Raw genomic sequence first — 24184 nt, forward strand, 5'->3', positions numbered from 1 at the left:
TATGGATACAGAGTTTAAAAATAATTGGGCATTGATCATTGGAGGCAGTAGTGGCCTGGGGCTGGCCAGTGCCAAAAAACTGGCTTCTCATGGAATGAATATCTGTATTGTCCATAGAGACAGGAAGAGTAATCTCCCCGATCTTGAAAAGGAAGTACGTAGCATGCGTGAAAACGATGTTGAAGTACTGACATTCAATAAAGATGCATTATCTAAAGAGACTCAGGCAGAAGTTGTATCAAGATTACCGAAAAGAAATGTTAAACTGTTACTTCACAGTGTTGCCAAAGGAAGTCTGAAGGCAATGACAGGAACTACAGGAAATACGCTGTCTAAGGAAGACCTGGATATTACACTCCACGCCATGGGTACAAACTGGTATGAATGGACGCGTGTGCTACAGGATCATGGACTCTTTGTAAAGAATGCCAGAAATATAGCATTTACAAGTGAAGGCAGTACAAGAGTATGGCCGGGTTATGGAGCGGTTTCTACTGCTAAAGCTACATTGGAGGCTCTAATGCGAAATATGGCTGTAGAACTAGCACCTTTGGGAATTACTACTAATTGTATTCAGGCAGGGACTACGGAAACAGCTTCTTTTCAAATGATCCCCGGAAGTGAAAAGCTGGCAGAAATGGCAAAAAAAAGAAACCCTTTTAAGCGATTAACAACCCCCGAAGATGTTGCCAATACTGTTTACTTGTTGTGTAAGGATGAGGCGCAATGGATTAATGGAACCATTGTAAAAGCAGATGGAGGTGAGAGTCTTCGGTAATGGATGGATTTAAAGACATATTAGCACGTTTGCCTTACTCAAGACCATTTCTTTTTGTAGACAATATTACAGCCATTTCAGAAAATGGGGTAGAAGGTGCCTATACGTTTCGGGAAGATGAATTTTTTTATGAAGGGCATTTTAAAGAGAGCCCCATAACTCCGGGAGTTATTTTAACGGAATGTATGGCACAGATCGGTGTGGTTTGTTTGGGGATTCATTTGCTTGCCGAAAAAGCTGTTGAAAATACACAAATCGCTTTGAGTAACAATGAAATAGATTTTTACAAACCGGTCTATCCGGGAGAAACCGTACGGGTATTTTCAGAAAAAAAATACTTCCGTTTCCATAAATTAAAATGCAAGGTAAAGATGCTGAATGAAAAGGATGAAGTGGTTTGTAGAGGAGTCATTAGTGGAATGATAGCGCCTAAAAGTATATGAAGCAAAGAGTGGTTATCACCGGATTAGGAGTAGTTTCGCCCAATGGTGTAGGGATTCCGCAATTTACTGAAGCCATTAAAAAAGGGGCCTCCGGGATTCAATACTATCCGCAGTTAAAAGAACTTAATTTTTCATGTCAAGTAGGAGGCATACCCAGTATTTCTGAAGCAAAGAAACGGGAATATTTAGCCGAATTACAACTCAAGGACTTCAATAGCAACGGAATCCTATACGGTGTTATTGCCGGAATGGATGCACTGCAGGATGCAGGAATCTCTCCTTCAGAAAAAGATAATGAACCGTATTGGGATCTGGGAATTGTTTTCGGGACCGGAACAAGCGGTGTGGAGAAATTCAGGGAGGCCATTTATAAGCTGGATGAAGGCAAGGTCCGTCGTTTGGGAAGTACTACGGTGGCACAGACCATGGCTAGTGGAATCAGTGCATATCTGGGAGGAATCATTGGAGCCGGGAACCTGGTAACGACCAATTCATCAGCCTGTGCAACCGGAACCGAAGCTATTATCATAGGCTATGAACGCATTGCATCCGGAAAAGCCACAATAATGCTTTGTGGAAGTACCAGTGATGACGGCCCTTATCTTTGGGGAGGTTTTGACGCGATGAAAGTGATCACCTATAAACATAATGACGAGCCAACCAAGGCTTCCCGACCCATGAGTGCTACTGCCAGCGGATTTGTCCCCGGAAGTGGTGCCGGAGCTTTAGTATTAGAGTCGTTGGAAAGTGCATTACAAAGAGGTGCCACCATCTATGCCGAAGTATTGGGAGGAGCTGTTAACAGTGGCGGACAAAGAGGAGAGGGGAGTATGACCGCACCTAATAACGTTGCGGTGCAAAGGTGCATCAAAACAGCTTTGGAAGATGCCGGAGTTATGGCTTCGGAGATCGATTATATCAACGGGCATCTTACTGCCACGATCAAAGATCCCGTAGAGATCGAGAATTGGTGCAATGCTTTGAATAGGAGAGGTGAAGACTTTCCGTATATCAACTCCTTAAAAGGAATGGTAGGTCATTGTTTGGCTGCGAGTGGTAGTGTTGAAGCTGTTTCAGCGATACTTCAGTTGTATCATGGCTTTGTATTTCCCAATGTAAATTGTGAAGATCTGCATCCGGAGATCACCGCTTTAATTGCTTCGGAAAAAATACCACAACAGTTACTTGCAGCTCCTTTAAAAACTATTACAAAAGCTAGTTTTGGTTTTGGAGATGTCAATGCGTGTGTTATCTTTAGAAAAAATTAAGCCTGCATGACGACTGAAACCATCTATGCCAAATTACTACCCATTGTACAGACCTATTTACCTGAAGATGTTGTGGTTGACCAAGTGAACCCTGACAGCGACCTCACTCAGGAATTGAATATCAATTCGGCACATTTGGTGGATATCGTATTGGATGTGGAAGATGAATTTGATGTTGAGTTTGCAAATGAGGACATGGAAACCCTTCGAACCATGAATGATGCGATAGGGATTATTCAGCAGAAATTATCCTGATGTTTACCGTCTCATTTCCGGAAATTAAACCCCAGCGTCTGGCAGTAAAACTAACTGCAACAGGGGAGCGGAGCCTAAGAAGCGGACACCCCTGGATCTTTACCAATAGTATTGAAAAAATCAATAAAGAAGGAAATCCCGGTGACATTTCCATTATTTTCAGCCATACTAAAAATAAAGTGATAGGAGTGGGGCTTTACGATCCTGATTCTCCTATCCGTATCAAAATACTACATAGTGGAGGAGGAGCTACTGTCAATGCAGATTTCTTTTCAGAAAAAATAAATAAGGCGTATGCGCTTCGGACTGAACTACTGGCCACTCAGACCAATAGCTATCGGTTATTGTTTGGTGAGAATGACGGATTTCCGGGTTGCATTGCCGATGTATATGATCATGTACTGGTGGTTAAATTATATTCTGCTATCTGGTTTCCGTATCTGGAAATGATACTGAAGAAACTGATCGAAGTTTCGGAATGTGATGTTGTTGTACTTCGATTGAGTAGAAACCTTCAGGCAATGGACACTTATAAGCTGAAAGACGGGCAAGTGATCTATGGCGAACTGGAGAATGAAGTAGTTCCTTTTACAGAACACGGCGTACATTTTTCGGCCAATGTGATAAAAGGGCATAAGACCGGGTATTTTCTGGACCATCGCCATAACCGGAAACGTGTAGGCGAGCTTTCTAAAGGAAAAACGGTATTGGATGTATTTGCATATTCCGGAGGGTTTTCCGTACATGCTTTAGTGAATGGTGCTAAGGAAGTAACCAGCTTGGATATTAGTGTCCAGGCATTGGAGAATGCTGTTGAAAACGGGAAGTTAAACGAGCATATTGGCAGTCATAAGACCATAGGAGGTGATGCTTTTGAAGTGTTGCAGGAATTGATACAACAAAAAAAGGTATTTAATATTGTGGTCATTGACCCGCCAAGTTTTGCAAAAAGCCAGAAAGAGATCGACAAGGCCAAAAAGAAGTATACACAATTGGCGCAATTAGGAGCGCAACTCACAGCAAAGAAAGGAATGCTTGTTCTGGCATCCTGTTCGTCGCGGATATCGGTCGATACTTTTTTCGAGATCAATGAATCGGTTTTAAAGACACAGTCGAGAAAATACAGATTGCAGGAAAGTGCAACCCATGGTGTGGATCATCCGGTCTCTTTTAAAGAAGGCGCTTATTTAAAATGCGGGTATTACAAATTTGACTAAGCAGCCTTAGCGAACTCTTCTCGCATACATAAGGATTCCTAAAGACAGTATTGCACATACCAGAAATCCAATGAATATGGGAAGTGTGGTATCAGCAACAAACCGCCCAATAAATATACTAATGGGAACCGCCATAACGGTTGAAATAAAACCGGTAATGGCAGCAGCGATCCCTGCAATATGACCTACGGGTTCCATAGCCATGGCACGCAGGTTTCCAAATAGAAATCCGACAGCAAAGAATTGTAAAGCAAAGAAGGTAAGTAGTACTTCTATACTTGGATTGGGTGAATTATAGAACAAAATAATATAGAGTAATGGAACAGCAAAGAAACCCAGAAGGGAAGCGGTAATGAGTTTTTTCATCCCGAATTTTAAAACCAGTGTTCCGTTGAGAAAAATAGCCGAACCTATAGCAATAGCAAGAGCTGCAAAGATATAAGGGAATTCTTCCTTGAGTTGGTATTGTTCCTGAAAAATCTGTTGTGAACTACTTAGATATACCAGGAAAGAACCTACTATAAACCCTGAGATAAGGGTATAGCTCATCGTTATTTTATGCCGTAATATTTCTTTGAATCCGTTTATAAAGATCCGGTGGGAAAAACGGATACGTTTGTCTTTTGTAAGAGTTTCGGATTGCCTTCTCCAAAACCAGAGTGACACCAGTATACCAAATAACATTTGTATATAGAAGATGCCTTGCCAACTGTGATGGTCCAGGACAAATTTCCCTAAAGCAGGGGCGATAACCGGCACGAGAATAAAAACGACAGTAACGAACGACATGATCCGTGCCATATAGTTGCCGCTATACATATCCCGGATGATAGCGATACTAATGGTTCTGGGAGCTGAAAGTCCAATACCCTGTAAGATCCTGCCTACGATCATCATTTCCAGGCTTGAAGAATACACACAGATATAACTGGCGATGATAAACAAAAGGAATCCCATATAGACGATGGGTTTTCTACCCATACTATCTGAGATGGGGCCAAAGATCAACGGACCGATCCCAAGGCCCAGAAAGATCATGGTAATAAGTAATTGATTGTCTGCAGGCAGAGAGGTTCCAATAGCGATCCCGATAATATCCAGAGCCGGTAGTAAGGCATCTATTGCCAGAGCGACGACCGACATTAAGGATGCCATGAGGGCTACAAACTCGAATTGGGAGGGCTGTTGTTTCATTGAAAGCGTAAAGCTATGACTTTTAGAACACTTTGATTGTGAATTATTGTTGGAAAAGGCAGTATTAAGAATAGGATACTATTGATTGTTATATTTGATTATATTTATAGTGCTGTAAATTAACTAATTACTATACGATGGTCACAACAAGATGGAACCCTTCCGGGAGTATAAGTTCCGAATTTGGAGAAATAGGTTGGAATTATTCTTTTGAAGTTAGCTATCATGGAGACACCTGTATCGTCACCTTTAGACCCAAGGTACAGCTTACATTTCCTGATGGCACGGGGCAAGGGATGATAGATGCCCACATTGATGCCTGGAATGCTGTATTGGAGGCTGCTTTCAATAATAAATGGAAGCTAGTTCCTGTAGAATCGGCAAGATGTGAAGAGTGCCCTGATGGTATACAGGTCAAGGTACGGGTGAAATTCGTTACCGAATGGACATGGACCGATGATTATGAAGTTAGCTTGGATTTTGACGATGATGGTAGTGACATGTTGTACTGGCATCTGGGAGACGACCGATTCGGAGTCAATGGAGGAGCAAGTGTAGTACATGAGGTATGCCATATGCTTGGGCTCGAAGACGAATATATAAACGAGGAAAGTTATCCAGGTAAGACCGAAGCTGATCTTCCGCCAAACGCTGGTGACGGTGTAATGGGTAAAAGTAGCAAACCTATTCTGGATCGACATATGGAAACAATCGTCTTTAACCGTGCTATGGTAAACGACTATTTACCTTGTGCAACCTATCGTCTGGAGCGCATATAATCCATAACAAGATTACTTATGAAACTAGTTACCTTTATAGATCGACAGAATCCGGACACAGACATCTCTTATGGCTTTGGTCCAGATGGTACTATTTTTGTTGCCATTGGCACGAGTTCCATGCCAGAACATAAGACCTACAAGCTTTTAGATGCACGTACCTTACCTGTGTTAGATATAATGGATTGGCCTATGGTATACGGAACGGTAAAACGACCTGTTTCTCCCGGGGTACATCATACCATGATCACTTACGACAGTTGGACCGATAAGACACAGCGAATTTATTTTTTGAATGGGCAACTCAAGTTGAAAAGAAAGGCAAAGGCTTTAAGGGACCTAGCTATGACTGCACCTGATTATATTGATCCAATTCCTAAGTGGATTACCTTATATATCCCGCAGTACTTTGGCATTATAAGTCCATAAACTCTAGATATTAGTTTTGTGAAGCAATAATGGGGTGGAGTTTATCAATTGCAAATTTTCTATTTTACATAATATAAATTATAGTACAAGTGTTGTATTATAGCCAATTTACATATAGCTCTGCTATTTGCACATAAAATCAGTTCTGTGGCGCCAGTCACATAACGGTACCGATTTTATGTCAAAGTAAATTGCTCTATCACGTCAACAATTATGTCACAGCTGTTTTTACGACCAGGTTATTTTATATTACCTTTTTAAAGATTTTTTTGAAGAAGAAAAGTAAGTATTAATAGTTGGCAAGTAGATCGATACTGTTTGATTGCTTGCTATTAGTCTATTTTCTCTTCTAATCCAACTAATTTAGTATCCTTACCTATAAAGCTATAAATATTCCTCAGTTTTTTGGCAAAATCTTCATTCTGGGGTTGTGACTTTACAATACTTTTTAAATATGGAAGCACCTCATAGTATAGATTGATACGTTTTTGCTTTAATTTTTCGTAACGTTCATCATCAGCTTCAGATTCCCCTAATTTATTCATTTCATCACTTATAACTTTGTCTTGCTCTAAAAGCAACATAGATAGGTTTATATTGGCATTTATATAGTTAGGATCTATCGCCAACGCTTTTCTGTAAAACTTTTTTGCCCTTTCAAGATCGTTATTCTGTGCACTGGCTACAGCAGAATTATAATATAGGTTTGGGTCATTAGGAGTTTCTTTAATAAGTTGATCTACAATAGCATTGTATTTATCATGTGCATCTAATTGTCTATAAAGATGAGAAACCTGATTCAGTAGCATCTTGTTTTCAGGCATTTTAGCTACTGCTCTATCAATAATAGCCGCAGCTTCGTATTTTTTATTAATAGGTATAGATGCCGCCGTTATCCCTCGCAATATTTCAGGTAGTTTGCTATTGGTTGTAACAATTTCAGGGTTTTTATATAATCCTTCTGCTATAGCTTCATCTCGTGTCGACTTTGAAGAAAACGCCTCTTTTTCATTAGATACCACATTAGTAGCTACATATTGGGTCCTTGCGTTAGTAAATCCCAATTTAAATAGATTACTATATGACTTGTAAGCATCATTATACTCTTCAGCCAGTAAATGGCATCTGGCAGCTTTGAGAAGATGCATATTATTTTGCGAAGATTGATAAGCTGTTTTGTATAGAGAAGCGGCATTTGAATAGTTTTTATTTGCTAACTCGCTTGCCGCAATGGTTGCTGAAAACCCTTTAATCTTCAAATTAATTTGTGAAATTCTTTCTTGAAGCGATGAAGTTAGCTCATAGCGATTTGCAAGTTTTAAGGATTGAGAAATTAACTCTATTTGTTTCGCGTCTAATTTCTTTTCAACAAGTCTCAGTTCGGCTTCAACCACATAATACTCTGCACGCGTTTTATTGTCTGCAGCTGCAAAAATTCTCTTTGCCTGACTTAAATAAGAAGCAGCACTAGCAAAGTTTCCGGCACTTATACTCTGCTGGGCTTTTCTAATTTCTTTCTTTTGCGCTTTAAGAGCAGGTGTTGCTATTAGCAATACGACTATAATTATAATTCTTTTCATAGGGGGAATATTTTAAATTTTAACCTATAATGCATTCAACAAAAGCAATTTAGAAAAAAAATATTCAATTGTAAGCTTTTTCCGACTTAAATATACATTTTATCGATATTATTTACTTTATATCGATATTTTTTATTATTTTTATAGGAATTTTTAAGTGAGAAAACTCTTTGGATTTAAGCTAGTTTAAATCCATTTCATACACTTATCCTCCACTCCTCTGCCCTATCTGAAAAAAGAATATTCAATTGCATTTTAAGAGAAAAATTTGAGAAGAAAAAAATCCAATGAAGATTGGCTGGAACTTTGCTTTTTCTTCAAAGTAAAGAGACATCAGCCTGCCGGCAGATTAGGTAACGCAAAAACATTATAGTATATTCAAGCAAATAGCCAATAACTTGTTATTTTGCATAAAAGCAGATATTGTTCCGTCTTAGACGGACTATATCGTCAGATTTTATGTAATCAAGCTATTTGTACAATACATCTATATAACGTAATATCGCTTATTTATAATTGTGTATGGTATTTTACATCAAATTGATCTGGAATACTGTCTTTTGCCTCTCCTAAATTTTGACGAAGGTCAATTTCTATACCCCTGGCAATGGTAGATATGGGTACATCGTTAGCAGTACCTTCAAAAGGATTATCTCCGGTTCTTCCTATACGTTCCATAGTATGAAAGACCCAGGCAATAAGAACATAAATTGGAATTGTAAGCCAGATGAATAGTTTACCAATAAGCGGATTTTTATCTGAAATCTCACCTCCTATTTCTGCAAATTGAGGTATTAAAGCAAGTGGTAAAAGTAGTACGAAGATCCACATAAAAAAGCGGTTTAGTGTTGCAAATTGTCTTGGATAAGGAAAATTCTTAATACGTTCGCTTTTCCCCTGAAGTGCAAACAATTCCTGAAGTATGCCTTCTAATTCCAAAAAGGAAAATTCCCAAACATAGCCTTGCTCTTTTAGTTTTTTTAAATGATGTGATTGTAGGTACAATAGAGCTGTTTGCTTATTATTCTTATTCATAACATATACAAAGTCAGCATCTGAAATGTAGGGCTTTAAATCTATTTCTAAAGACGATTCTTTTTCGGGTGGTCTAAGGTCCCATTCCTGATTGGTTTTGTGATTGATGGTGGTTTCCCATGGCTTTTGCATTCGCATGGCGTGACGTAATGCAGTCATCCAGGCAATATGGCGGTAGGTCAAGGTTTTAATTTCGTTTTGTAAATAGTCATCTGTTTTAGCCTCTTCTGCATATTCATTAGTTACCATATCCTGTATAAACATTCCAAAGGTCCTGGAGGTATTTACAATGCCTCCCCAAATTTTTCGGGCTTCCCATATACGGTCATAGGTCGCGTTATTTTGAAAACCAATTACAAAAGCTACTGCCGTTCCAATTAGTGCCAAAGGCGTCCAGGGAATTTTAAACCAGGTTATATCAAAAAAGTTGTAAAGGGCGACCCAAAGAACAATGATTATAATAAATAGCAAGGTTTCAAAACGTGTCCACCAGGCCATCTCACGAATAGAATAATTCTTTTTTATTAGCATAGTTAATTGTGTTAGTTACTTCTATAGTTTAAAGGAGCTTTTCCTGTTTTTTGTTTAAAAAGGCGACTAAAATAATGCGGATAATTAAAGCCTTCTTAGTAATGTAAATTTAGGTTTTAATTTTAATAAATTGGAAGTTGTGATATGACAATAAAAAAAGCCCATCATAGTGATGGACTTTTTAAAGCAATTTGTTTTATTTTTTAGTTCAACATGAAATCCTCTTTTCTAAAACCATTGTTAAACTTAATTTCGCTAAAAGTATATACGCCAATAGGTACATAATCTCCCTTTTCATTAGGCATAAATCCTTTTCGTACCGTAGGCACTAAAATACCGTCAACTTTTTCGTAAGTCAAGGTCATTTTTAATATAGGTTTTTCAATTCCCCAATCCGGTAATGAAAAGTAGAATTGATCTATTAAATGTGTAGTAGGGTTGAAATACAAGATGTATTCATCGTTTTTTTCCTTTTTGGTAATATTGGCATCATAAATTAGGCTTACTTTATCATAAGTGATGTCGCCTACTTTTTCTGTACCAAGATATTTGTAATTTGTACCCGGGTCCCTTAATTTGTACATCATGGTGAACCAATAGAAATTTACTTTGCGTAAAAATATAGTTCCACCAATGGCTTTCGGATCTGTTATAGCTTTTCCGTCTAAGGTTAAGGCCGGCTTACTATCTACATATGATTGTATAGCAATCCCTTTTTTTCCTGGCATGACATTTAGATCATGCTGCTCGTAAGAAGCCCAGGAATGCTCACCATGAAAAATATGTCGCTCTGTTGAAACATCTTTTCCCTTATCAAAATTATCATATACATAGTGAAATTGAACATCTTTTTTGGCTGCCAATGTTTTGTAACCACCATTTACTGCTACTAAAGCATCTAACAATTCTGCTGATTTAGCATCTGTGTTTTGAGCGTTGGTTGAAAGAATGCATACAAGTGCCAATAACATACTGGCCAGGGTACTTTTAATTTGTGATTTCACGTTTATAAAGATTTTTAGATTAGAAATTTGTAGTATACAAGTCGGTATAAGTTTAAGAACTTACAGTTAACGATTATAACATACCTGTTCACACTAGACAATTTTCACTACCTTCCCCAAAATAGCCTTTTAGAGGGTAATTAATTTAGAAAACAAAGATGGCAGAGCAAAAAGATTTGGATTTTACATATACTACTATCGATGAGATATTTCGTTTGAGTATGGGAGAAACAGGGGACTACAGCGGAGCGAAATACGATGGTGATTTTTCAATGTCATTGGAAGAGGCGCAAAAGGCAAAACATAAATTCATAGCAGATAGTCTCAACATTACCAAAGGAAGCAAAGTTCTTGATATGGCCTGCGGCTGGGCACCTTTTACACGGTATATTGTGGATGAAAGGGGTGCAGAGAGTATTGGTTTGACACTCTCACAAGGGCAGGCAGATGCTTGCCAAAAAAATGGTTATAATGTGATGGTAAAAGATTGTCGCTATATAAAACCAACGGATTTTGGAACTTTTGATGCCATTACGTGTATTGGGGGGTTAGAGCATTTCTGTTCGGTAGAAGAATGGCAGGAAGGTAAACAAGAACAAGTATATAGTGATTTTTTCAAAACGATCTACGACCTATTACCCGTAGGCGGCCGGTTCTATATGCAGACGATGACCTTCAGCAAGAATATGATCGAATTTGAAGAACTGGATGTGAATGCGAAAAAAGGATCTACGGCCTATATCATGGCACTAATGGTAAAACAGTTTCCCGGTTCCTGGCTCCCCTACGGCCCTGAAATGGTAGTAAAATGTGCTGAACCCGGATTCAAATTAATTTCTAAAAGCAGTGGAAGGTTAGATTATATTGAAACCATTTCACAGTGGAGAAAGAAATTCAGGAAGTTTCATCTCAAAAAATATTGGCTTTACCTGTCGCTAATTCCCAGATATTTTATGGATAAGGAGTTCAGACATCTGGTGGCAATATTTAAAGTAAGCCCAAACAAAGTATGTTTTGAAAAAGAGGTCATGGACCATTATCGATTGGTTTTTGAGAAAATTTGATAATAGTATCTTCTTGTATCTAAAATAGATCGATTTTGCCCACAAAAAAACCATCTCGTAAGATGGTTTTAGGTCTATTCATTAAGAGTTATTAGATCAAACTTACGCGTATAGCGCTCAATCCCTTGTCTCCTTTTTCAACGTCAAATTTAACTTCGTCATTCTCGCGAATTTCGTCTATAAGATTTGTCGTGTGGACAAATATTTCGTCTTCTGAATCTTTCAATTTAATAAAGCCAAATCCTTTGGCATTGTTAAAAAACTTTACGGTACCTTCTTTCATTACTTCTATTTTTTTAGTGTTATTAGTATTTATTAATTTATGTATCAATTTTTTGATCATCATTTTAGTATTTTAATTAAAAATTTAATTCCCCTATTTTTATATAAGGTTTACAGCTGGTTTTCTTCCCAGCATATGAAGCATCTTAGTGTGATCCCAAATTGCGTGAAAGAGATCTTTTTTGACATGATAGGGCATGCCGAATTCCCGGGCCGTATCGGCCACGATCTTAGTTAATCTTTTATAGTGAATATGACATACGTCTGGTAGTACGTGGTGTTCTACCTGATAATTCAATCCGCCAATAAGCCAAAATAAAAGCTTACTCTTGGGAGAAAAATTACTGGTGGTGGCAAATTGGTGCCCATACCAATCTTCTTTCATCATCCCTTTGTCATCTGGAAGTGGAAAGTGATTGACCGGCATGATATGTGCTATTTGAAAAACGATACTTACCATAAGTCCGGTCACAAAATGCATGCTTAAAAATGCAAGTACAATTACCCACCAGGATAACGGAACCATGATCAGTGGCAACACAAGCGCATAGGAATAATAGAATAGTTTCCAGGCGATCATACCTATAAGCGTTTTTGTGTATTCATTTTTCTTGTTTAAAAACCCCATATCCTTATAGCGTTTTAAACGAACAAAATCTTTAGTCGTTATCCACGACAAGGTAGAGATACCATAAAAGAACCATATATACACATGCTGAAATTGATGTAACCAATAGTGTTTTGCATGTGGTGAGAATCTAAGGAAAAACGGTGCATTAAGATCATCATCCGCATCATTGATATTGGTATATGTATGATGCAATACATTGTGTTGTATTCTCCAGACAGTTGCGTTGGCCCCAATAAGGTTGAAAGTATAGCCTAACAGCATATTGACCTTTTTGTTCTTTGAATAAGATCCGTGAATAGCATCATGCATGACACCCATACCTATTCCCGACATTCCAAATCCGCATATCAGATATGCCAAGAAAAGCATCCATGTGGTTGTAATACTTCCTGTACCCAGCAAGATTAAAGGAACAATAAATAAAGAAAGCATAATAACGGTCTTAACAACCATAGCTGTATTTGCATTTCTACTTATATTATTGGTTTTGAAATATAAATTAACTCTACTCCTCAACGTTTTTGAAAAATCTGAGTTTATGGATCTTGAAAATTTTGGATTATCGATACTACAATTTCTTTATTTGATTATTGTCATATTTATTTCAATAACACTATATCATGCTCAATTAGAGCGGTATTGCTTAGTTTTTAAGCTATTTGATAGTATATTGAACTCTTGTGACGTATTCGGATTACTGCCTATAAAGAATCTTGTTTGGAGGGATATCATTAAAACACAACCAATAGTTTCATCTTACAAACGCTTAGTCTTAGTGCGTTACAACTATTAAAGTATTGAAGAAAGCAATAGATTGATTAAAATTGGAAGAAAATTAAAAAAAAGAAAGCTGTCTAAATAACTAAGCTATAAAGATAAGCCAAATTAACATAGGTTTCCCAAAATTATGTTAAAACATTGATATTCATGTCTATATCGTATTCCTCACCTCCTTTCATTATAACTAAGAAGACAAGGCATTATACATTATGCTTCCCTCCTATGCTTTGGTAGACAACTTGCCCATTTCTGCTTTTCAAATAAAACTTTAATAACAAAAGTTATTCATTGGTTAAATACTTTTTAAATCCAATACCTTTACCTCCATGCATCTACAAAATCCATATCAAGAACGGTATGATCTTAAAAGATTGACCAAACACCATCCCGACTTAGGAAAACATGTGATTTTAAACCCTTCTGGGGAGGAAACCATTGATTTTAGCTCTTCAAGTGCTGTATATGAACTGAATAAAGCGATGCTACTTGCCGATTTTAAACTAGAAGCGTATCATTTGCCAACAGGTTATCTCATCCCTCCTATTCCCGGACGGCTAGACTATTTGTATCATGTACGGGATTTTCTTTCAGAAAAACTAAACATTGCTTTAGATGCTAAACTACGAGGGTTGGATATAGGTGCTGGTGCCAATGGCATCTATTGCATCCTTGGGGCGCAACACTTTAACTGGACAATGGTTGGCTCAGAAAGTGATGCGAAAGCGGTAAAAATAGCCCGTGGAAATATCCAATATACCAAAGAATTACAAGACAAGGTTGAGATACGACATCAAGAAAATAAAGGCTTTCTTTTTAAGAATAGTATTCAACCCCATGAGCGATTTGATTTCAGCGTTTGTAATCCTCCTTTTCATAACTCCAGAGAAGAAGCAGTAAAAGGCTCCCTTAGAAAACTTAAAAACCTGGGCGGACCAAGTGATAAAGATGAACTCTTACTTAATTTTGAAGGGCAAGCCAACGAACTTTGGTGTAACGGTGGTGAATCACTCTTTATTAAAAGATTAATAAAGGAAAGTGTGTTATTTAAAGATCAAGTAAAAGTATTTACCAGTTTGGTTGCCAAAGCGAACGATTTTCCCAAGATCGAAAAACAATTAAAAAAAGTAAAAGCAAACTACCATATCATCTCTGTTTCACTTGGAAATAAGAAAAGTCACTATATTTTGTGGTGGTTTGAGTAAACATGTTTTGTTTACCAAATTTTTATGCGCTCCTCCATTGATCTGTAATTTGTTTCATTGGGTTGAACATCAAAAGCTTCATAAAAGGGCGTGAAATTCATCAAAGGGCCATTAACACGCCATAATGGTGGTGAATGTGGATCTGTAGCAACATAATTACGCAGAAACTCATCTCGCACTTTTACCCGCCAAATACGGGCTATAGACAAAAAGAAGCGTTGGTCCGGTGTAAAGCCATTGATCTTCGTTGTGTCTTGTCCTTGTTTGGTCATTTTAAAAGCATCATATGCTATGGCAATACCTCCATTATCAGCCGTATTCTCTCCTACGGTCAACGCACCTTTTAGGTATACACTATCTAATACCGAAAATTTACTATATTGGTCGATAACCTGTTGTGTTTTAGCTTTGAATTTTTCATAATCACCCTCTGTCCACCAATTTTTCACATTACCTTCTTTATCAAATTGAGCGCCTTGATCATCAAAAGCATGTGTAAACTCATGACCAATCACCATTCCAATACCACCATAATTAACAGCATCATCTGCATATAGATCGAAATAGGGAGATTGTAATATACCCGCAGGGAACACGATCTCATTAAGTGAAGGGTTATAATACGCAGTTACCGTAGAAGGCGTTGTGAACCACTCGTCTCTATTAGGTGCCTTATTTAATTTATCTAAGTTATATAGATAATCGTTTCGGCGTAGAGCGACTACATTTTCAAAATACGCCCCCTTTTCTATTTTTACATCATCATAATTTCTCCAAACATCCGGATAGCCTATTTTCTTAGTAATGGCATACAATTTATCCTTGGCTTTTACTTTAGTACTATCACTCATCCAGTCCAGTTGCTCAATTCTGTTTTCCAATGATTTCTGAAGGTTATTAACCAGCTCTAATGCTCTCTTTTTTGCATCTTCATTAAAATAGCGTTTCACATACAATTGTCCTAGTGCAAAACCAATTTGTCTGTCCACATTTTGCACCATTAATTGTGCGCGAGATTTCTGAACGGATTGACCGGATAATACTTTAGAGTATGAAAATGAGGCATCTTGGAACGGCTGACTCAAAATATCGTCATGCGATCCTATTGAATTTGCTTTTAAATAGATTTTCCAATTTTCCAGATCAACTGACTCCAGCATCGTATCAAGCTTCTCGTAATATGCTAACTGACGAATATCGACTGAATCTGCAACTATTCCTAAATTCGATAACAATGCTACCCAGCCAATATTCTTATAGGTTTCATCAATCTCTGAAACCGATAATTTATGGTAATTTGCTTTTACATCTCTACGTTCAACACGTGTTTTATGAGATCCGGCAAGTTGTTTTTCAATGTCATACACTATGTCGGCGTTCTTTGAAGCATCAACATCGCCAGTCAATTCAAATAAGGTTGTTATATAATTTTTATATGCTTTTTGGATACCAACAGCAGACGAATCTGTTCTAAAATAATAATCACGATCCGGCAACCCTAATCCGGTTTGACTAAAGTGTGCAATGTTTATAGCACTATTGGCTTGATCCGGAGAAACATATGGAGAAATGATTGAAAAATCTCCTGTCTTAAGCTGCTCAGCTACAAATGCCGTCATGGAAGGCACATCGTTAATAGCTTCAATAGTATTCAAAATAGGCTGAATAGGTTCAAACCCACGTCGGTTAATGCTTACTGTGTCTATTCCCGAAGCGTAAAAATCTCCTACTTTTTGTTCAATACTTCCTTCAGGATGTTCCTCTGCAGATACCTCTTCCAGTATTTTTTGAAGTAATTCTTTTTGAGGAATATTCAAATAGCGGTAAGACCCAACGCCAACTTGATCGTCTGCAATAACAGCCGTATCATGCCAGATTCTATTAACATGATTGAAGAAATCGTCTCCGGGCCTAATGGATGAATCAATGCCATCAAAAATTACTTTGTTTTGTACAATTGTAGTTTCCTTTTTGCAAGAAACCAATAAGGCTACGATTAATGAGAAGAAAAGAAGGTTTTTCATAGGTTTAGGTATTGCTTTAAACAAAGATAGGTAATTTTGATTGCCGTTCCGGTTCCATTTTTCAATTACTATTTTACTGAATCAATAAACCAAATCACCTCTATCCATTCCACATGCCCACCTTCTTCATAGACAGATTTAGTGTACTCTGTCTTAAACTCTTTCAGCTAACTTTCGGAAACACAAATAGCTATTAATTTATAATATACAGTAGCCGTCCATCCATATGGTCTACCCCTGTTCCATAAGCAATTAAGGACCCACCAAGAGTCCATCTTTTGGATTTTCCAATACTGTACCAAAAAGAATACCGCTGATATAACCATTTGGGTTGTATATTTTTAGGCCGGGTGATATATATTCCGGCTTGTTGCAGGGCATGAAAATTTCCCAAAGAGAAATGATGTCCCAAGGTTACGGCAGACGAAAATGCTGAATCATCTAACATATCATTTTCGGCGATTCTCTCGTCTGAATAATCATACCACGCTTCTATGCCTCCATTGATGCCATTAATACCGGATAATGGTTGTAACGCTCCACCCAGAAATCCGATAAGCGGATGACTGGTCGCGTCGGCTTCACCACCGGAAGACCGCAAGCTAAAAAAAGATCCCATATAATATTTTGTGGACATATCTTGATTTCGTAACTCTCTGGGCTTAGGTTTTAAAGCTTCATAATTGATAAGTCTGTCAACACCTATTGATACGGTTGGAAAGTTCATTCCTTTATTTGGCTGTTTTTTACCACCGTTAGAAATGTGATTGTAGTTTGCCGACAGGTTTATAGCATACTTTTTATTAAGATGGTAGTTAAGGTTGAGCGATAAAGCCAGATAAAAGTTGAAATGAGAACTAAAAAGAAGGTTTTCGGGATTGGTGGTTGCATCAAATGTTTTATCCAGATAGGTAGCACCGATAGATCCTCTAAGAGAGAATTTTAAAGGCCCTTTATATGTAAAATACGGTTCTACAAAATAGATCAAGTTGTACGAACTCCCCAAAATCCGGGGATTGGCATAATTAAAATAGGCAAAGGAAAGCCCTGTACGGCCATAGCAATAACAGGTTTTCCAAGACTTATCGCTTATTTTGAGCCGGCTGTATTCTAATTGAATCCCATAAGGATTGGATTGGGATATGGACTTTACTTCTTCGGAATGCGAAATAATAAAGCCATAATGTCCTTTCAGGCTATAAAAACCGGGATTTACCTGCCCAAAAGTAAGGTAGCATGTTAGAAGAAACAGTATAAGCCCTACATACTTTTTCATACCTGGTAAACTACAAAAAAGTTCTCAATTTTTAATGATATAGTCGAAAAAGTACCGTATAACTACATGAGGATAAGAACTTTGCGTATCCATCGTCGGAATATGTGTCTCTTCTGAATTATTTTTTAGTAGAAACCAATAATTCTCTTATATCAACATCAAGAGCTGCTGCAACTTCCAAAAGAGATTCTAAAGAGGGTTGCATGTCATTTGTACACCAACGAGAAATAGTCGTTCTATTTTTACCCACTTTTTCAGCCAGCCATTTGTTAGTTCTGTCCTTTTCAGCTAAAACCACTCGTATTCTGTTAATTTGTCTTTTAGTGCTCATTTGAAGCGAATTACACTATATCAATAGCATTTAAAGCAAATTTAGTGTTTCCAAATGTTTTGAAATATTTATGTAATTGTATGTATTTGAATCGTATTACATAACTTTTTATGCATATTAGCAATATTTAATAATCTATTACGAATCAAAATTTATTTTTATGCCACGAACCAGATACACCAAAGCGGAATTAGAACAACTTGTATTCGCCCAGCTGGAAAACCTAAACGCCATTCACGACCTACTCCGTATCCTAAAACTACAAAATGAGCTTATTGAAAATGCTAATAAAAAGCTACAGGAGGAAGTGATCGACTTTAAAAATCGTGTTGCCAACTATCCAACGAATCATAGGAAGAAGTTTTCTTGATTCTATCCTACTATATACACCATAGCTTTTTAGTGGAGGTGGATTGTTTAGCAAGATTTTATAAGATTAAAATATAATCCTTATTTATAAAGCGTTTTTATTTCTTTAATACCATCCTGTAAATCGGGCACAGAGTTGTATATTCTTGTTAAATCTAAAGAAGCAATAAAATTAGCAGATCTTTTACCTTTTTGATAATGTTTTCCATATTTATGAAACAAAGAAGATAAGGTGCGATTTGTAACCATTTCACAATTTGGATATGCCTTTAAATTTCGTTTTGCTTTTGGTACTTTAAGAAAAGAATAAATACCATCTAGATCATTAAATAACCAGCTCTCTAAATCTTGGGTAGCAACAATCTCATATACACTTTTAATCCTAGAGCCATCAAAAATAAAATTTGTTTTTAATTCATCTATGTTTAATAAAGTATCAGTATTTCTATCACCATCTCTATCATAGGCAATGAAAACATTAATGTTTTTATAATCTTTCGGGCTTTTATTATCTAAATATGCCTTAATCTTACTTTCAACCTTATTATTTATATCATAAACACCTCGTAAATTTCCATAGTTAATTCTAATTGTACGAGGTTCTATATATTTTTCAAAAATTGCTTTATAAAATTCTTTTTCTGTCTCTCCTTCATACAAAAAAAGTATTGAATTTTTATTCTTTCTTGGAACCATAATCAATTTTATTCAAATTCATCCTCGTCTAAATCACCAAAAAATAATTCATCGCTAAAATTAATATGCCCTTGCTTTAAACGTCTTTTTAAATCAACTTTATCAGCTATGTTATAAAAAGTACTCAAACCATTTTCATTAACACTACTCACAATTATATTATCAGTTTTTGTTTTATTAAGTATTGCTATAGAATGTGATGTTATAATAAATTGCTTATATTCAGAGAAGCTCTTTAGAAAAGAAAATAAATCAATTAATGCCCTCGGATGAGTTGAATTTTCAGGCTCTTCAATTAAGAAAATATCATTGCTACTCGATAATACTTTAGTAATCAATGCGATTATTAATATTGTACCATCAGAAAAATTCAAAAGATTTTTAGTTTTATGAAAATGTTTGAAATTTAAAAATTTTCTCCTATTTTTTTTACTATCTTCTTCATTGAAAAGAAATTCACCAACTATAACATCATCAATATTCAATATGTTATATAGAGCAGATTTAAATATTTCCCATTTATTAGTTTTTTCTAATTTTATTATCTCAGCTTTTAATTCAAATGATACAATTCTACCATTATGTAAATCTAATCTATCTACATTTTCAGTTTTTAATAGCTCTAGATTTGAAAAATAAAAGATTGGAGTTTTAATTATAGAATTTAAACTATTAACAGCATCTAAATATGATTCTGTTTCTGAATTTAAGACAAGCTTTAAAACTCTAATCACACTAAAATGATTTGGAACCTCTTCAAGTAGAGATGTTCGGGTGAGCTTAGAGCCATACTTTACTTTATTTCTATTTCGCTTAAAAATATTTATTGCTTGACCAGGTTTATTTGATTCTTTAGTATCTAAAGATTCTGCAACAATACTATACTTTGTCTCAAAAAACTGCTCTGTGACACCTAGCTCCAAATAATAGTTAAAAACTCTATTGGTCATCGAATTAGAAAATTTAAGAAAAAAACTAACCGAATGTTTTTGTGGTTCTTCAACAAAACTTTCACTTAACGGTATCAATTCCTTGAAGTATGTTCTATAAAAGCCATGTTCAAAATATCTTTCAAGGTCATCAGTGGAAGCTGCATTAATAATAAAATTAATAAATGAAATTGATTGAATAAAGTTTGATTTTCCAGAATTGTTTGACCCTATTATCACATTAACATTTTCAAAGGACAAATTCGCTTCTAAAATATTCTTATAACCAGATAATTTATATTCCTCTAATCTAATCATTTAAGTCCGAAAATTGATTTATTAATACTAATCACACACAAATATATAACAAATTGACCCTAATTAGATCAAAAAAAGAGGTAATTGTTTTTTGATATAACCCTTGTGGATTATTTCTTTTTCGACGAAAAGTGCCCCTTTGACTTTACTTTACCTTAGAATTAACCTTCTCAATCATAAATGGATTTGATGAGCTACATATAGGTTATAGTTATACACAAAATACATCCAATCTAATTATTGGAACATGACGTTTTGAAAAGGAATGTGATTTGAGATCAAGGAAGAAAAATCTAAATTTATCGAAATTCCGTGGTGTGTTCCATTAACTGAAAGCAGAAATGGATATACTGAGAGAACATTTAAAGTGGATATGAATTTGAATTTTTATTATGATCAAGCCCATATCGATTATGAAAAATACAGAATAGAAAGCAACAAATTTACTATCGAAAAACATCTATCAAAAAAAGTGGAGAACAGAAAAGAAGTATAAGGTATAAGGATTAGAACCCTAACGCTCTATCAGCTTATTGCCTATAATCGCCTGGTACACCTGGTTACGAAGGGACCTGCTGATCTTAATTTTATGATCTTCAACATAGATCAAATTTCCTTCCAGTTTTTTAATGTGTTTTAGTCCAACTAAATAATAACGGTGTACCCGTATAAATTTTTCTTTTGGGAGTTCTTCTTCAATATGCTTTAAGGAAACCAACGTAAGGTGCTTGTCATTGACCGTATGAATAAAAACATAGTCTTTGGCGGTTTCAATAAAGATAATGTCATCCACCATCACCTTAACGATCATTCCCTTGCATTTAATAAAAATGTGGTCTTTAGGCTCTTCGTTGTTTTCAATTGCTTTGTCGGCTACTGCTATAGCCTTATTTACTGCCTTTAAAAACCGATCGTATGAAAACGGTTTTAATAAGAAGTCCGCAGCATTAAGGTCAAAACCATCCAGAGCAAATTCCCGGTGTGCTGTAGTAAAAATAACCTGTGGAGGGTTAGCAAGTGCTTTCATAAGTTCTATCCCGGTCATATCCGGCATCTGAATGTCTAAAAATAAGATATCAACTGGATGTTGTTTTAAAAATTCCATTGCCTTTAGAGCAGACGGTAATGACCCTACATGCTCTAAAAATGGGGTTTGCCCCACAAGATCTTCCAATCCTTTTCTTGCTAAGGGTTCGTCATCAACTATTAAGCATCTCATTTTCATCTAACTGTATCTTTAATTGTACTGTAAATTTTGAAGTATCGCGCTCTGCCTTAAATTGATGCCTGTTCGGATAGATCAACTCCAATCTTCTCTTCACATTGGCCAATCCTATTCCTTTACTATTTCTATAAGGCTTCTTCGCGGTTTCAGTTGAAACTGTATTTTCCACTTTAAAATAAAGTGTGTTCCCGGATGTTATTTCCGATTGAATATGTATTTGATAACCCTGGCTGCTTTGTCCGTGTTTAAAAGCATTTTCAACAATAGGCAGTAGAAGCATTGGAGAGATCACCAAGTTATCCCGGCCTTCCGGAAAACTATATGATACCGTTACCAAATCCTCATGCCTCATTTTTTCAATGTTAATATAATTTGTCAAATTTTCAAACTCCCGTTTCAATTCAATACTTTTTTTGTTGGCTTCATATAGCTGATGGCTCAATATGTCAGAGAACTGAAGTAGCATTTTTTTTCCACCTGTTAAGTTCTTATCTAGCATAACATAGATGCTATTTAGTGAATTAAAAAGAAAATGCGGATTGATCTGGTTTTTTAACAGGCTTAATTCTGTCTCCAACTGCTTTTTCTCTATTTCTCTCACAGATCTGTCCTTTCTATACCATTCGTCGGTTAGAAACAATGTCATTGAAAGGCCCAGTGATAGAATAACTTCTACTACTACGGCAATTTTCCCCTGAGGGCTTTCAAAAAATACTGCGGTTGGCTCATACACATTTATGTGTTTGAAGTAAAACGAAAGGTAATTAGATGCGATCCATGTAATGCTAATGATACTGAGGACCATCAATACTATATAAACTGTTATTCTTTTATTGAGTAAGAAACTAGGCATTAAAAAATAAAGGTTGAAATACACCAATATAGCATAAGGGATAAACGCAAATGCATTGGTCTCCAAATTTTCCAGTATATCATTGTGGTAGTTCAGGTCATGTGCACTCCATAGCAAAAGGAATAAAACCCAAAAAACAAGATGCTTGATAATTTTACCGAACCTGATACTCATTGAAATGAATCTAAAATTGTAAACTACTATTGCACTTTAAAGATAGTGGAACTATTTGTAAATTGAGTTTACTGTGCTGCCAATGGTCAGTTTAAGAAGACACCTTGCTTTATACGGCTCACAATGTTCTCATTGATATTGGAAATATCTTCTATCGGGTTTTTGTCCAACACTAAGAAACTGGCTTCATAGCCTTCTTTCAACTCCCCTATCCTTCTATTGGGAAAAGTCGTTCTTGTTGCATTTTTGGTCCACATTGTTAGTAGTTCCAAATTAGTGAAAATACCCAATTCGTATAAAAATTGGAATTCTCCAACCGAAGTATCATAATAAAGATCAGAACCTATGGCCATTGTTACCCCTTCCTGTTTGAGTAGCTTTAGATTTGCCACTATATTATTCACTAACTCATCATAATTGGGTTGCTTTTGCTTTTTAATAACAAGGGCTGCAGTAGTTACAATAACGGTTCCTTTTTTTGCTGCTAATATTGCATCCTCTTTATGAATAGGCTTTCCGTTGGACCTTTCCGGAATGTGTGCGATCTCATCCACTCCGGCAGTAACGGCTATATGAAAGTCATATGCAGTTTCAACATGAGCACTTACTTTTAAATTTGCAGCCTGCGCTTTTTTGACAATTTCAGGAATTAATGTTGGGTCCAAGCCTTTTTTTCCGAAGAAAGTAGTGTCATTCTTCCGCTTTTCATATTCTTCTGAATACAAAAGGTTTAATTTTATAAAGTCAGGTGAAAAAGATAGTATTCGGTCCCATTTTTCATTGAGATCGGTCAGGTTATTTATAGTGACGTAGCCATGAGATTCAATTTCTTCAATTGAATTAAATAAACCATCAAAATAGCCATAGTCCAAATATCTTTTGCGAAGGGCAATCGGGTGCCCGCCTGTTGCAGTTAAAGGTGCATGTGCCATACGCACATCTATTCCGTCCGGTTTGTTATAATGGTGCATCAATGGATCTATTCGCTTTTTTATGGAGGAAAGCAGTTTTACGTAAAAGACACCATTGTCCAAATACGATTTAATTCGTTTATCCAATTCATAATCACTCTCCAGGTTATGGTTGTGGGCTTCGGCAAATGGTGGAATAATATATTTGCCCGACACATTAACAATGGTATCCACTTCCTCCTTAAGCGCATTGAAACTTAGTATTCCGTCTTTAACCCAAACCGGTTTTCGTTCAAACGTTTCTCCGTTAAACCAATGGCCATTAATAAATTTTAAAACTTGACTGTTTGGATTCTTTTTGGCATAGCTCACAGTATCTATCTGTTGAGAATTGCACGAACAAGCCGTTAGCAGTATTAAAAGTAGAAGAGCACCCCTTTTCATTCTTTAGCGATTTAGTTTTAAATAAAGGAACAACACAAATGATTTGTATAAAAAATAAATCGCCGGTCAGCACATCTAAATAGATGAATGGTCTTATTCAGTATATAAAACCAGTATTGGATACTGTCATTTAATACATCATATTCTTTCCTTCTGAAAAAC

24 protein-coding genes are annotated in these 24184 nt (G+C 36.3%); 10 read left to right on the plus strand and 14 right to left on the minus strand.

The features are described 5' to 3' along the window. The first annotated feature begins 1 nt into the window (after position 1). Genes ACY2RT_RS00705 through ACY2RT_RS00725 form a run of 5 tightly spaced genes read left to right on the plus strand, consistent with a single transcriptional unit; the run spans position 2 to position 3961 of the window. Positions 2–778 carry an SDR family oxidoreductase gene (locus ACY2RT_RS00705; RefSeq protein ID WP_490153943.1) on the plus strand — a complete coding sequence of 259 codons (777 nt, stop codon included), beginning with the start codon at positions 2–4 and terminating at the stop codon, positions 776–778. Further along, positions 778–1221 (plus strand): 3-hydroxyacyl-ACP dehydratase FabZ family protein, encoded by a 444-nt coding sequence (locus ACY2RT_RS00710; RefSeq protein WP_490153944.1) that lies wholly within the window; start codon positions 778–780, stop codon positions 1219–1221. Before ACY2RT_RS00705 ends, ACY2RT_RS00710 begins: the two co-directional genes overlap by 1 nt. Continuing rightward, positions 1218–2489 (plus strand): beta-ketoacyl-[acyl-carrier-protein] synthase family protein, encoded by a 1272-nt coding sequence (locus ACY2RT_RS00715; protein ID WP_490153945.1) that lies wholly within the window; start codon positions 1218–1220, stop codon positions 2487–2489. The genes ACY2RT_RS00710 and ACY2RT_RS00715 overlap by 4 nt, the downstream gene beginning before the upstream one ends. 6 nt (positions 2490–2495) lie before the next feature. After that, positions 2496–2744: an acyl carrier protein gene (locus tag ACY2RT_RS00720; protein WP_490153946.1), complete on the plus strand. Its 249-nt coding sequence runs from the start codon at positions 2496–2498 to the stop codon at positions 2742–2744. Continuing rightward, positions 2744–3961, plus strand: coding sequence for a class I SAM-dependent rRNA methyltransferase (locus ACY2RT_RS00725; RefSeq protein ID WP_490153947.1), 1218 nt, complete (start codon positions 2744–2746; stop codon positions 3959–3961). The genes ACY2RT_RS00720 and ACY2RT_RS00725 overlap by 1 nt, the downstream gene beginning before the upstream one ends. Positions 3962–3967: 6 nt before the next feature. On the opposite strand, the gene ACY2RT_RS00730 is transcribed toward ACY2RT_RS00725, so the two are convergent. Beyond that, complete coding sequence (locus ACY2RT_RS00730) at positions 3968–5155, minus strand: multidrug effflux MFS transporter (protein ID WP_490153948.1); 1188 nt, start codon at positions 5153–5155, stop codon at positions 3968–3970. 137 nt (positions 5156–5292) lie between these two features. Between ACY2RT_RS00730 and ACY2RT_RS00735 the strand changes: the two genes are divergently transcribed. Together ACY2RT_RS00735 and ACY2RT_RS00740 are read left to right on the plus strand one after the other, a co-directional pair. Then, entirely contained in the window at positions 5293–5934 is a 642-nt protein-coding gene (locus ACY2RT_RS00735; protein ID WP_490153949.1) for a hypothetical protein, read from the plus strand. Between the two features lie 18 nt (positions 5935–5952). Beyond that, positions 5953–6363, plus strand: coding sequence for a hypothetical protein (locus ACY2RT_RS00740; RefSeq protein ID WP_490153950.1), 411 nt, complete (start codon positions 5953–5955; stop codon positions 6361–6363). 332 nt (positions 6364–6695) lie between these two features. Here ACY2RT_RS00740 and ACY2RT_RS00745 read toward each other — a convergent pair whose 3' ends face one another. The 3 genes from ACY2RT_RS00745 to ACY2RT_RS00755 all read right to left on the minus strand — a co-directional run bounded on the left by ACY2RT_RS00745 (position 6696) and on the right by ACY2RT_RS00755 (position 10513). Then, on the minus strand, positions 6696–7943 hold the full coding sequence (locus tag ACY2RT_RS00745) for a tetratricopeptide repeat protein (RefSeq protein WP_490153951.1): 1248 nt from the start codon (positions 7941–7943) through the stop codon (positions 6696–6698). A 510-nt stretch (positions 7944–8453) separates the two neighbouring features. Continuing rightward, on the minus strand, positions 8454–9509 hold the full coding sequence (locus tag ACY2RT_RS00750; RefSeq protein ID WP_490153952.1) for a bestrophin family protein: 1056 nt from the start codon (positions 9507–9509) through the stop codon (positions 8454–8456). A 203-nt stretch (positions 9510–9712) separates the two neighbouring features. Continuing rightward, entirely contained in the window at positions 9713–10513 is an 801-nt protein-coding gene (locus ACY2RT_RS00755) for a hypothetical protein (protein WP_490153953.1), read from the minus strand. A 158-nt stretch (positions 10514–10671) separates the two neighbouring features. On the opposite strand from ACY2RT_RS00755, the gene ACY2RT_RS00760 reads away from it, so the two are divergent. Continuing rightward, positions 10672–11577 (plus strand): class I SAM-dependent methyltransferase, encoded by a 906-nt coding sequence (locus ACY2RT_RS00760; protein ID WP_490153954.1) that lies wholly within the window; start codon positions 10672–10674, stop codon positions 11575–11577. A 91-nt stretch (positions 11578–11668) separates the two neighbouring features. Here ACY2RT_RS00760 and ACY2RT_RS00765 read toward each other — a convergent pair whose 3' ends face one another. Together ACY2RT_RS00765 and ACY2RT_RS00770 are read right to left on the minus strand one after the other, a co-directional pair. Further along, entirely contained in the window at positions 11669–11923 is a 255-nt protein-coding gene (locus tag ACY2RT_RS00765; protein ID WP_490153955.1) for a cold-shock protein, read from the minus strand. A gap of 36 nt (positions 11924–11959) precedes the next feature. Next, a complete protein-coding gene (locus ACY2RT_RS00770) occupies positions 11960–12922 on the minus strand; it encodes a fatty acid desaturase family protein (RefSeq protein ID WP_490153956.1) in 963 nt (320 codons plus the stop codon). Between the two features lie 674 nt (positions 12923–13596). Between ACY2RT_RS00770 and rlmF the strand changes: the two genes are divergently transcribed. Next, entirely contained in the window at positions 13597–14472 is an 876-nt protein-coding gene (rlmF, locus tag ACY2RT_RS00775) for a 23S rRNA (adenine(1618)-N(6))-methyltransferase RlmF (protein ID WP_490153957.1), read from the plus strand. A gap of 11 nt (positions 14473–14483) precedes the next feature. Here rlmF and ACY2RT_RS00780 read toward each other — a convergent pair whose 3' ends face one another. The 3 genes from ACY2RT_RS00780 to ACY2RT_RS00790 form a co-directional block, all read right to left on the minus strand. Next, positions 14484–16496, minus strand: coding sequence for a M13 family metallopeptidase (locus tag ACY2RT_RS00780; protein ID WP_490153958.1), 2013 nt, complete (start codon positions 16494–16496; stop codon positions 14484–14486). 193 nt (positions 16497–16689) lie between these two features. Continuing rightward, a complete protein-coding gene (locus ACY2RT_RS00785; protein ID WP_490153959.1) occupies positions 16690–17772 on the minus strand; it encodes an acyloxyacyl hydrolase in 1083 nt (360 codons plus the stop codon). Between the two features lie 118 nt (positions 17773–17890). Further along, entirely contained in the window at positions 17891–18103 is a 213-nt protein-coding gene (locus tag ACY2RT_RS00790; RefSeq protein WP_490153960.1) for a helix-turn-helix transcriptional regulator, read from the minus strand. 160 nt (positions 18104–18263) lie between these two features. Here ACY2RT_RS00790 and ACY2RT_RS00795 point away from each other — a divergent pair, with 160 nt between their 5' ends. Beyond that, positions 18264–18473, plus strand: a complete 210-nt coding sequence (locus tag ACY2RT_RS00795) for a hypothetical protein (RefSeq protein WP_490153961.1) — start codon at positions 18264–18266, stop codon at positions 18471–18473. 80 nt (positions 18474–18553) lie between these two features. On the opposite strand, the gene ACY2RT_RS00800 is transcribed toward ACY2RT_RS00795, so the two are convergent. The 5 genes from ACY2RT_RS00800 to ACY2RT_RS00820 form a co-directional block, all read right to left on the minus strand. After that, positions 18554–19168 (minus strand): DUF4276 family protein, encoded by a 615-nt coding sequence (locus tag ACY2RT_RS00800; RefSeq protein ID WP_490153962.1) that lies wholly within the window; start codon positions 19166–19168, stop codon positions 18554–18556. Between the two features lie 8 nt (positions 19169–19176). Next, positions 19177–20415 (minus strand): AAA family ATPase, encoded by a 1239-nt coding sequence (locus ACY2RT_RS00805; RefSeq protein WP_490153963.1) that lies wholly within the window; start codon positions 20413–20415, stop codon positions 19177–19179. 514 nt (positions 20416–20929) lie between these two features. Continuing rightward, complete coding sequence (locus tag ACY2RT_RS00810; protein WP_490153964.1) at positions 20930–21634, minus strand: LytR/AlgR family response regulator transcription factor; 705 nt, start codon at positions 21632–21634, stop codon at positions 20930–20932. Then, on the minus strand, positions 21615–22667 hold the full coding sequence (locus ACY2RT_RS00815; RefSeq protein ID WP_490153965.1) for a sensor histidine kinase: 1053 nt from the start codon (positions 22665–22667) through the stop codon (positions 21615–21617). Before ACY2RT_RS00815 ends, ACY2RT_RS00810 begins: the two co-directional genes overlap by 20 nt. Positions 22668–22753: 86 nt before the next feature. Beyond that, positions 22754–24022 (minus strand): amidohydrolase family protein, encoded by a 1269-nt coding sequence (locus ACY2RT_RS00820; protein ID WP_490153966.1) that lies wholly within the window; start codon positions 24020–24022, stop codon positions 22754–22756. Positions 24023–24184: the final 162 nt, after the last annotated feature.

Source organism: Ulvibacter sp. 2210JD10-4 (assembly GCF_058148525.1).

What these genes read in the sequence shown, in the direction of transcription:
- rlmF (WP_490153957.1), top strand. Translation starts at nt 13,597, where the DNA reads ATGCATCTACAAAATCCATATCAAGAACGGTATGATCTTAAAAGATTG.
- ACY2RT_RS00740 (WP_490153950.1), top strand. Translation starts at nt 5,953, where the DNA reads ATGAAACTAGTTACCTTTATAGATCGACAGAATCCGGACACAGACATC.
- ACY2RT_RS00820 (WP_490153966.1), bottom strand. Translation starts at nt 24,022, where the DNA reads ATGAAAAGGGGTGCTCTTCTACTTTTAATACTGCTAACGGCTTGTTCG.
- ACY2RT_RS00720 (WP_490153946.1), top strand. Translation starts at nt 2,496, where the DNA reads ATGACGACTGAAACCATCTATGCCAAATTACTACCCATTGTACAGACC.
- ACY2RT_RS00710 (WP_490153944.1), top strand. Translation starts at nt 778, where the DNA reads ATGGATGGATTTAAAGACATATTAGCACGTTTGCCTTACTCAAGACCA.
- ACY2RT_RS00795 (WP_490153961.1), top strand. Translation starts at nt 18,264, where the DNA reads ATGCCACGAACCAGATACACCAAAGCGGAATTAGAACAACTTGTATTC.
- ACY2RT_RS00815 (WP_490153965.1), bottom strand. Translation starts at nt 22,667, where the DNA reads ATGAGTATCAGGTTCGGTAAAATTATCAAGCATCTTGTTTTTTGGGTT.
- ACY2RT_RS00745 (WP_490153951.1), bottom strand. Translation starts at nt 7,943, where the DNA reads ATGAAAAGAATTATAATTATAGTCGTATTGCTAATAGCAACACCTGCT.
- ACY2RT_RS00705 (WP_490153943.1), top strand. Translation starts at nt 2, where the DNA reads ATGGATACAGAGTTTAAAAATAATTGGGCATTGATCATTGGAGGCAGT.
- ACY2RT_RS00765 (WP_490153955.1), bottom strand. Translation starts at nt 11,923, where the DNA reads ATGATGATCAAAAAATTGATACATAAATTAATAAATACTAATAACACT.
- ACY2RT_RS00770 (WP_490153956.1), bottom strand. Translation starts at nt 12,922, where the DNA reads ATGCTTTCTTTATTTATTGTTCCTTTAATCTTGCTGGGTACAGGAAGT.
- ACY2RT_RS00730 (WP_490153948.1), bottom strand. Translation starts at nt 5,155, where the DNA reads ATGAAACAACAGCCCTCCCAATTCGAGTTTGTAGCCCTCATGGCATCC.
- ACY2RT_RS00800 (WP_490153962.1), bottom strand. Translation starts at nt 19,168, where the DNA reads ATGGTTCCAAGAAAGAATAAAAATTCAATACTTTTTTTGTATGAAGGA.
- ACY2RT_RS00760 (WP_490153954.1), top strand. Translation starts at nt 10,672, where the DNA reads ATGGCAGAGCAAAAAGATTTGGATTTTACATATACTACTATCGATGAG.
- ACY2RT_RS00725 (WP_490153947.1), top strand. Translation starts at nt 2,744, where the DNA reads ATGTTTACCGTCTCATTTCCGGAAATTAAACCCCAGCGTCTGGCAGTA.
- ACY2RT_RS00810 (WP_490153964.1), bottom strand. Translation starts at nt 21,634, where the DNA reads ATGAGATGCTTAATAGTTGATGACGAACCCTTAGCAAGAAAAGGATTG.
- ACY2RT_RS00780 (WP_490153958.1), bottom strand. Translation starts at nt 16,496, where the DNA reads ATGAAAAACCTTCTTTTCTTCTCATTAATCGTAGCCTTATTGGTTTCT.
- ACY2RT_RS00735 (WP_490153949.1), top strand. Translation starts at nt 5,293, where the DNA reads ATGGTCACAACAAGATGGAACCCTTCCGGGAGTATAAGTTCCGAATTT.
- ACY2RT_RS00715 (WP_490153945.1), top strand. Translation starts at nt 1,218, where the DNA reads ATGAAGCAAAGAGTGGTTATCACCGGATTAGGAGTAGTTTCGCCCAAT.
- ACY2RT_RS00750 (WP_490153952.1), bottom strand. Translation starts at nt 9,509, where the DNA reads ATGCTAATAAAAAAGAATTATTCTATTCGTGAGATGGCCTGGTGGACA.
- ACY2RT_RS00785 (WP_490153959.1), bottom strand. Translation starts at nt 17,772, where the DNA reads ATGAAAAAGTATGTAGGGCTTATACTGTTTCTTCTAACATGCTACCTT.
- ACY2RT_RS00790 (WP_490153960.1), bottom strand. Translation starts at nt 18,103, where the DNA reads ATGAGCACTAAAAGACAAATTAACAGAATACGAGTGGTTTTAGCTGAA.
- ACY2RT_RS00805 (WP_490153963.1), bottom strand. Translation starts at nt 20,415, where the DNA reads ATGATTAGATTAGAGGAATATAAATTATCTGGTTATAAGAATATTTTA.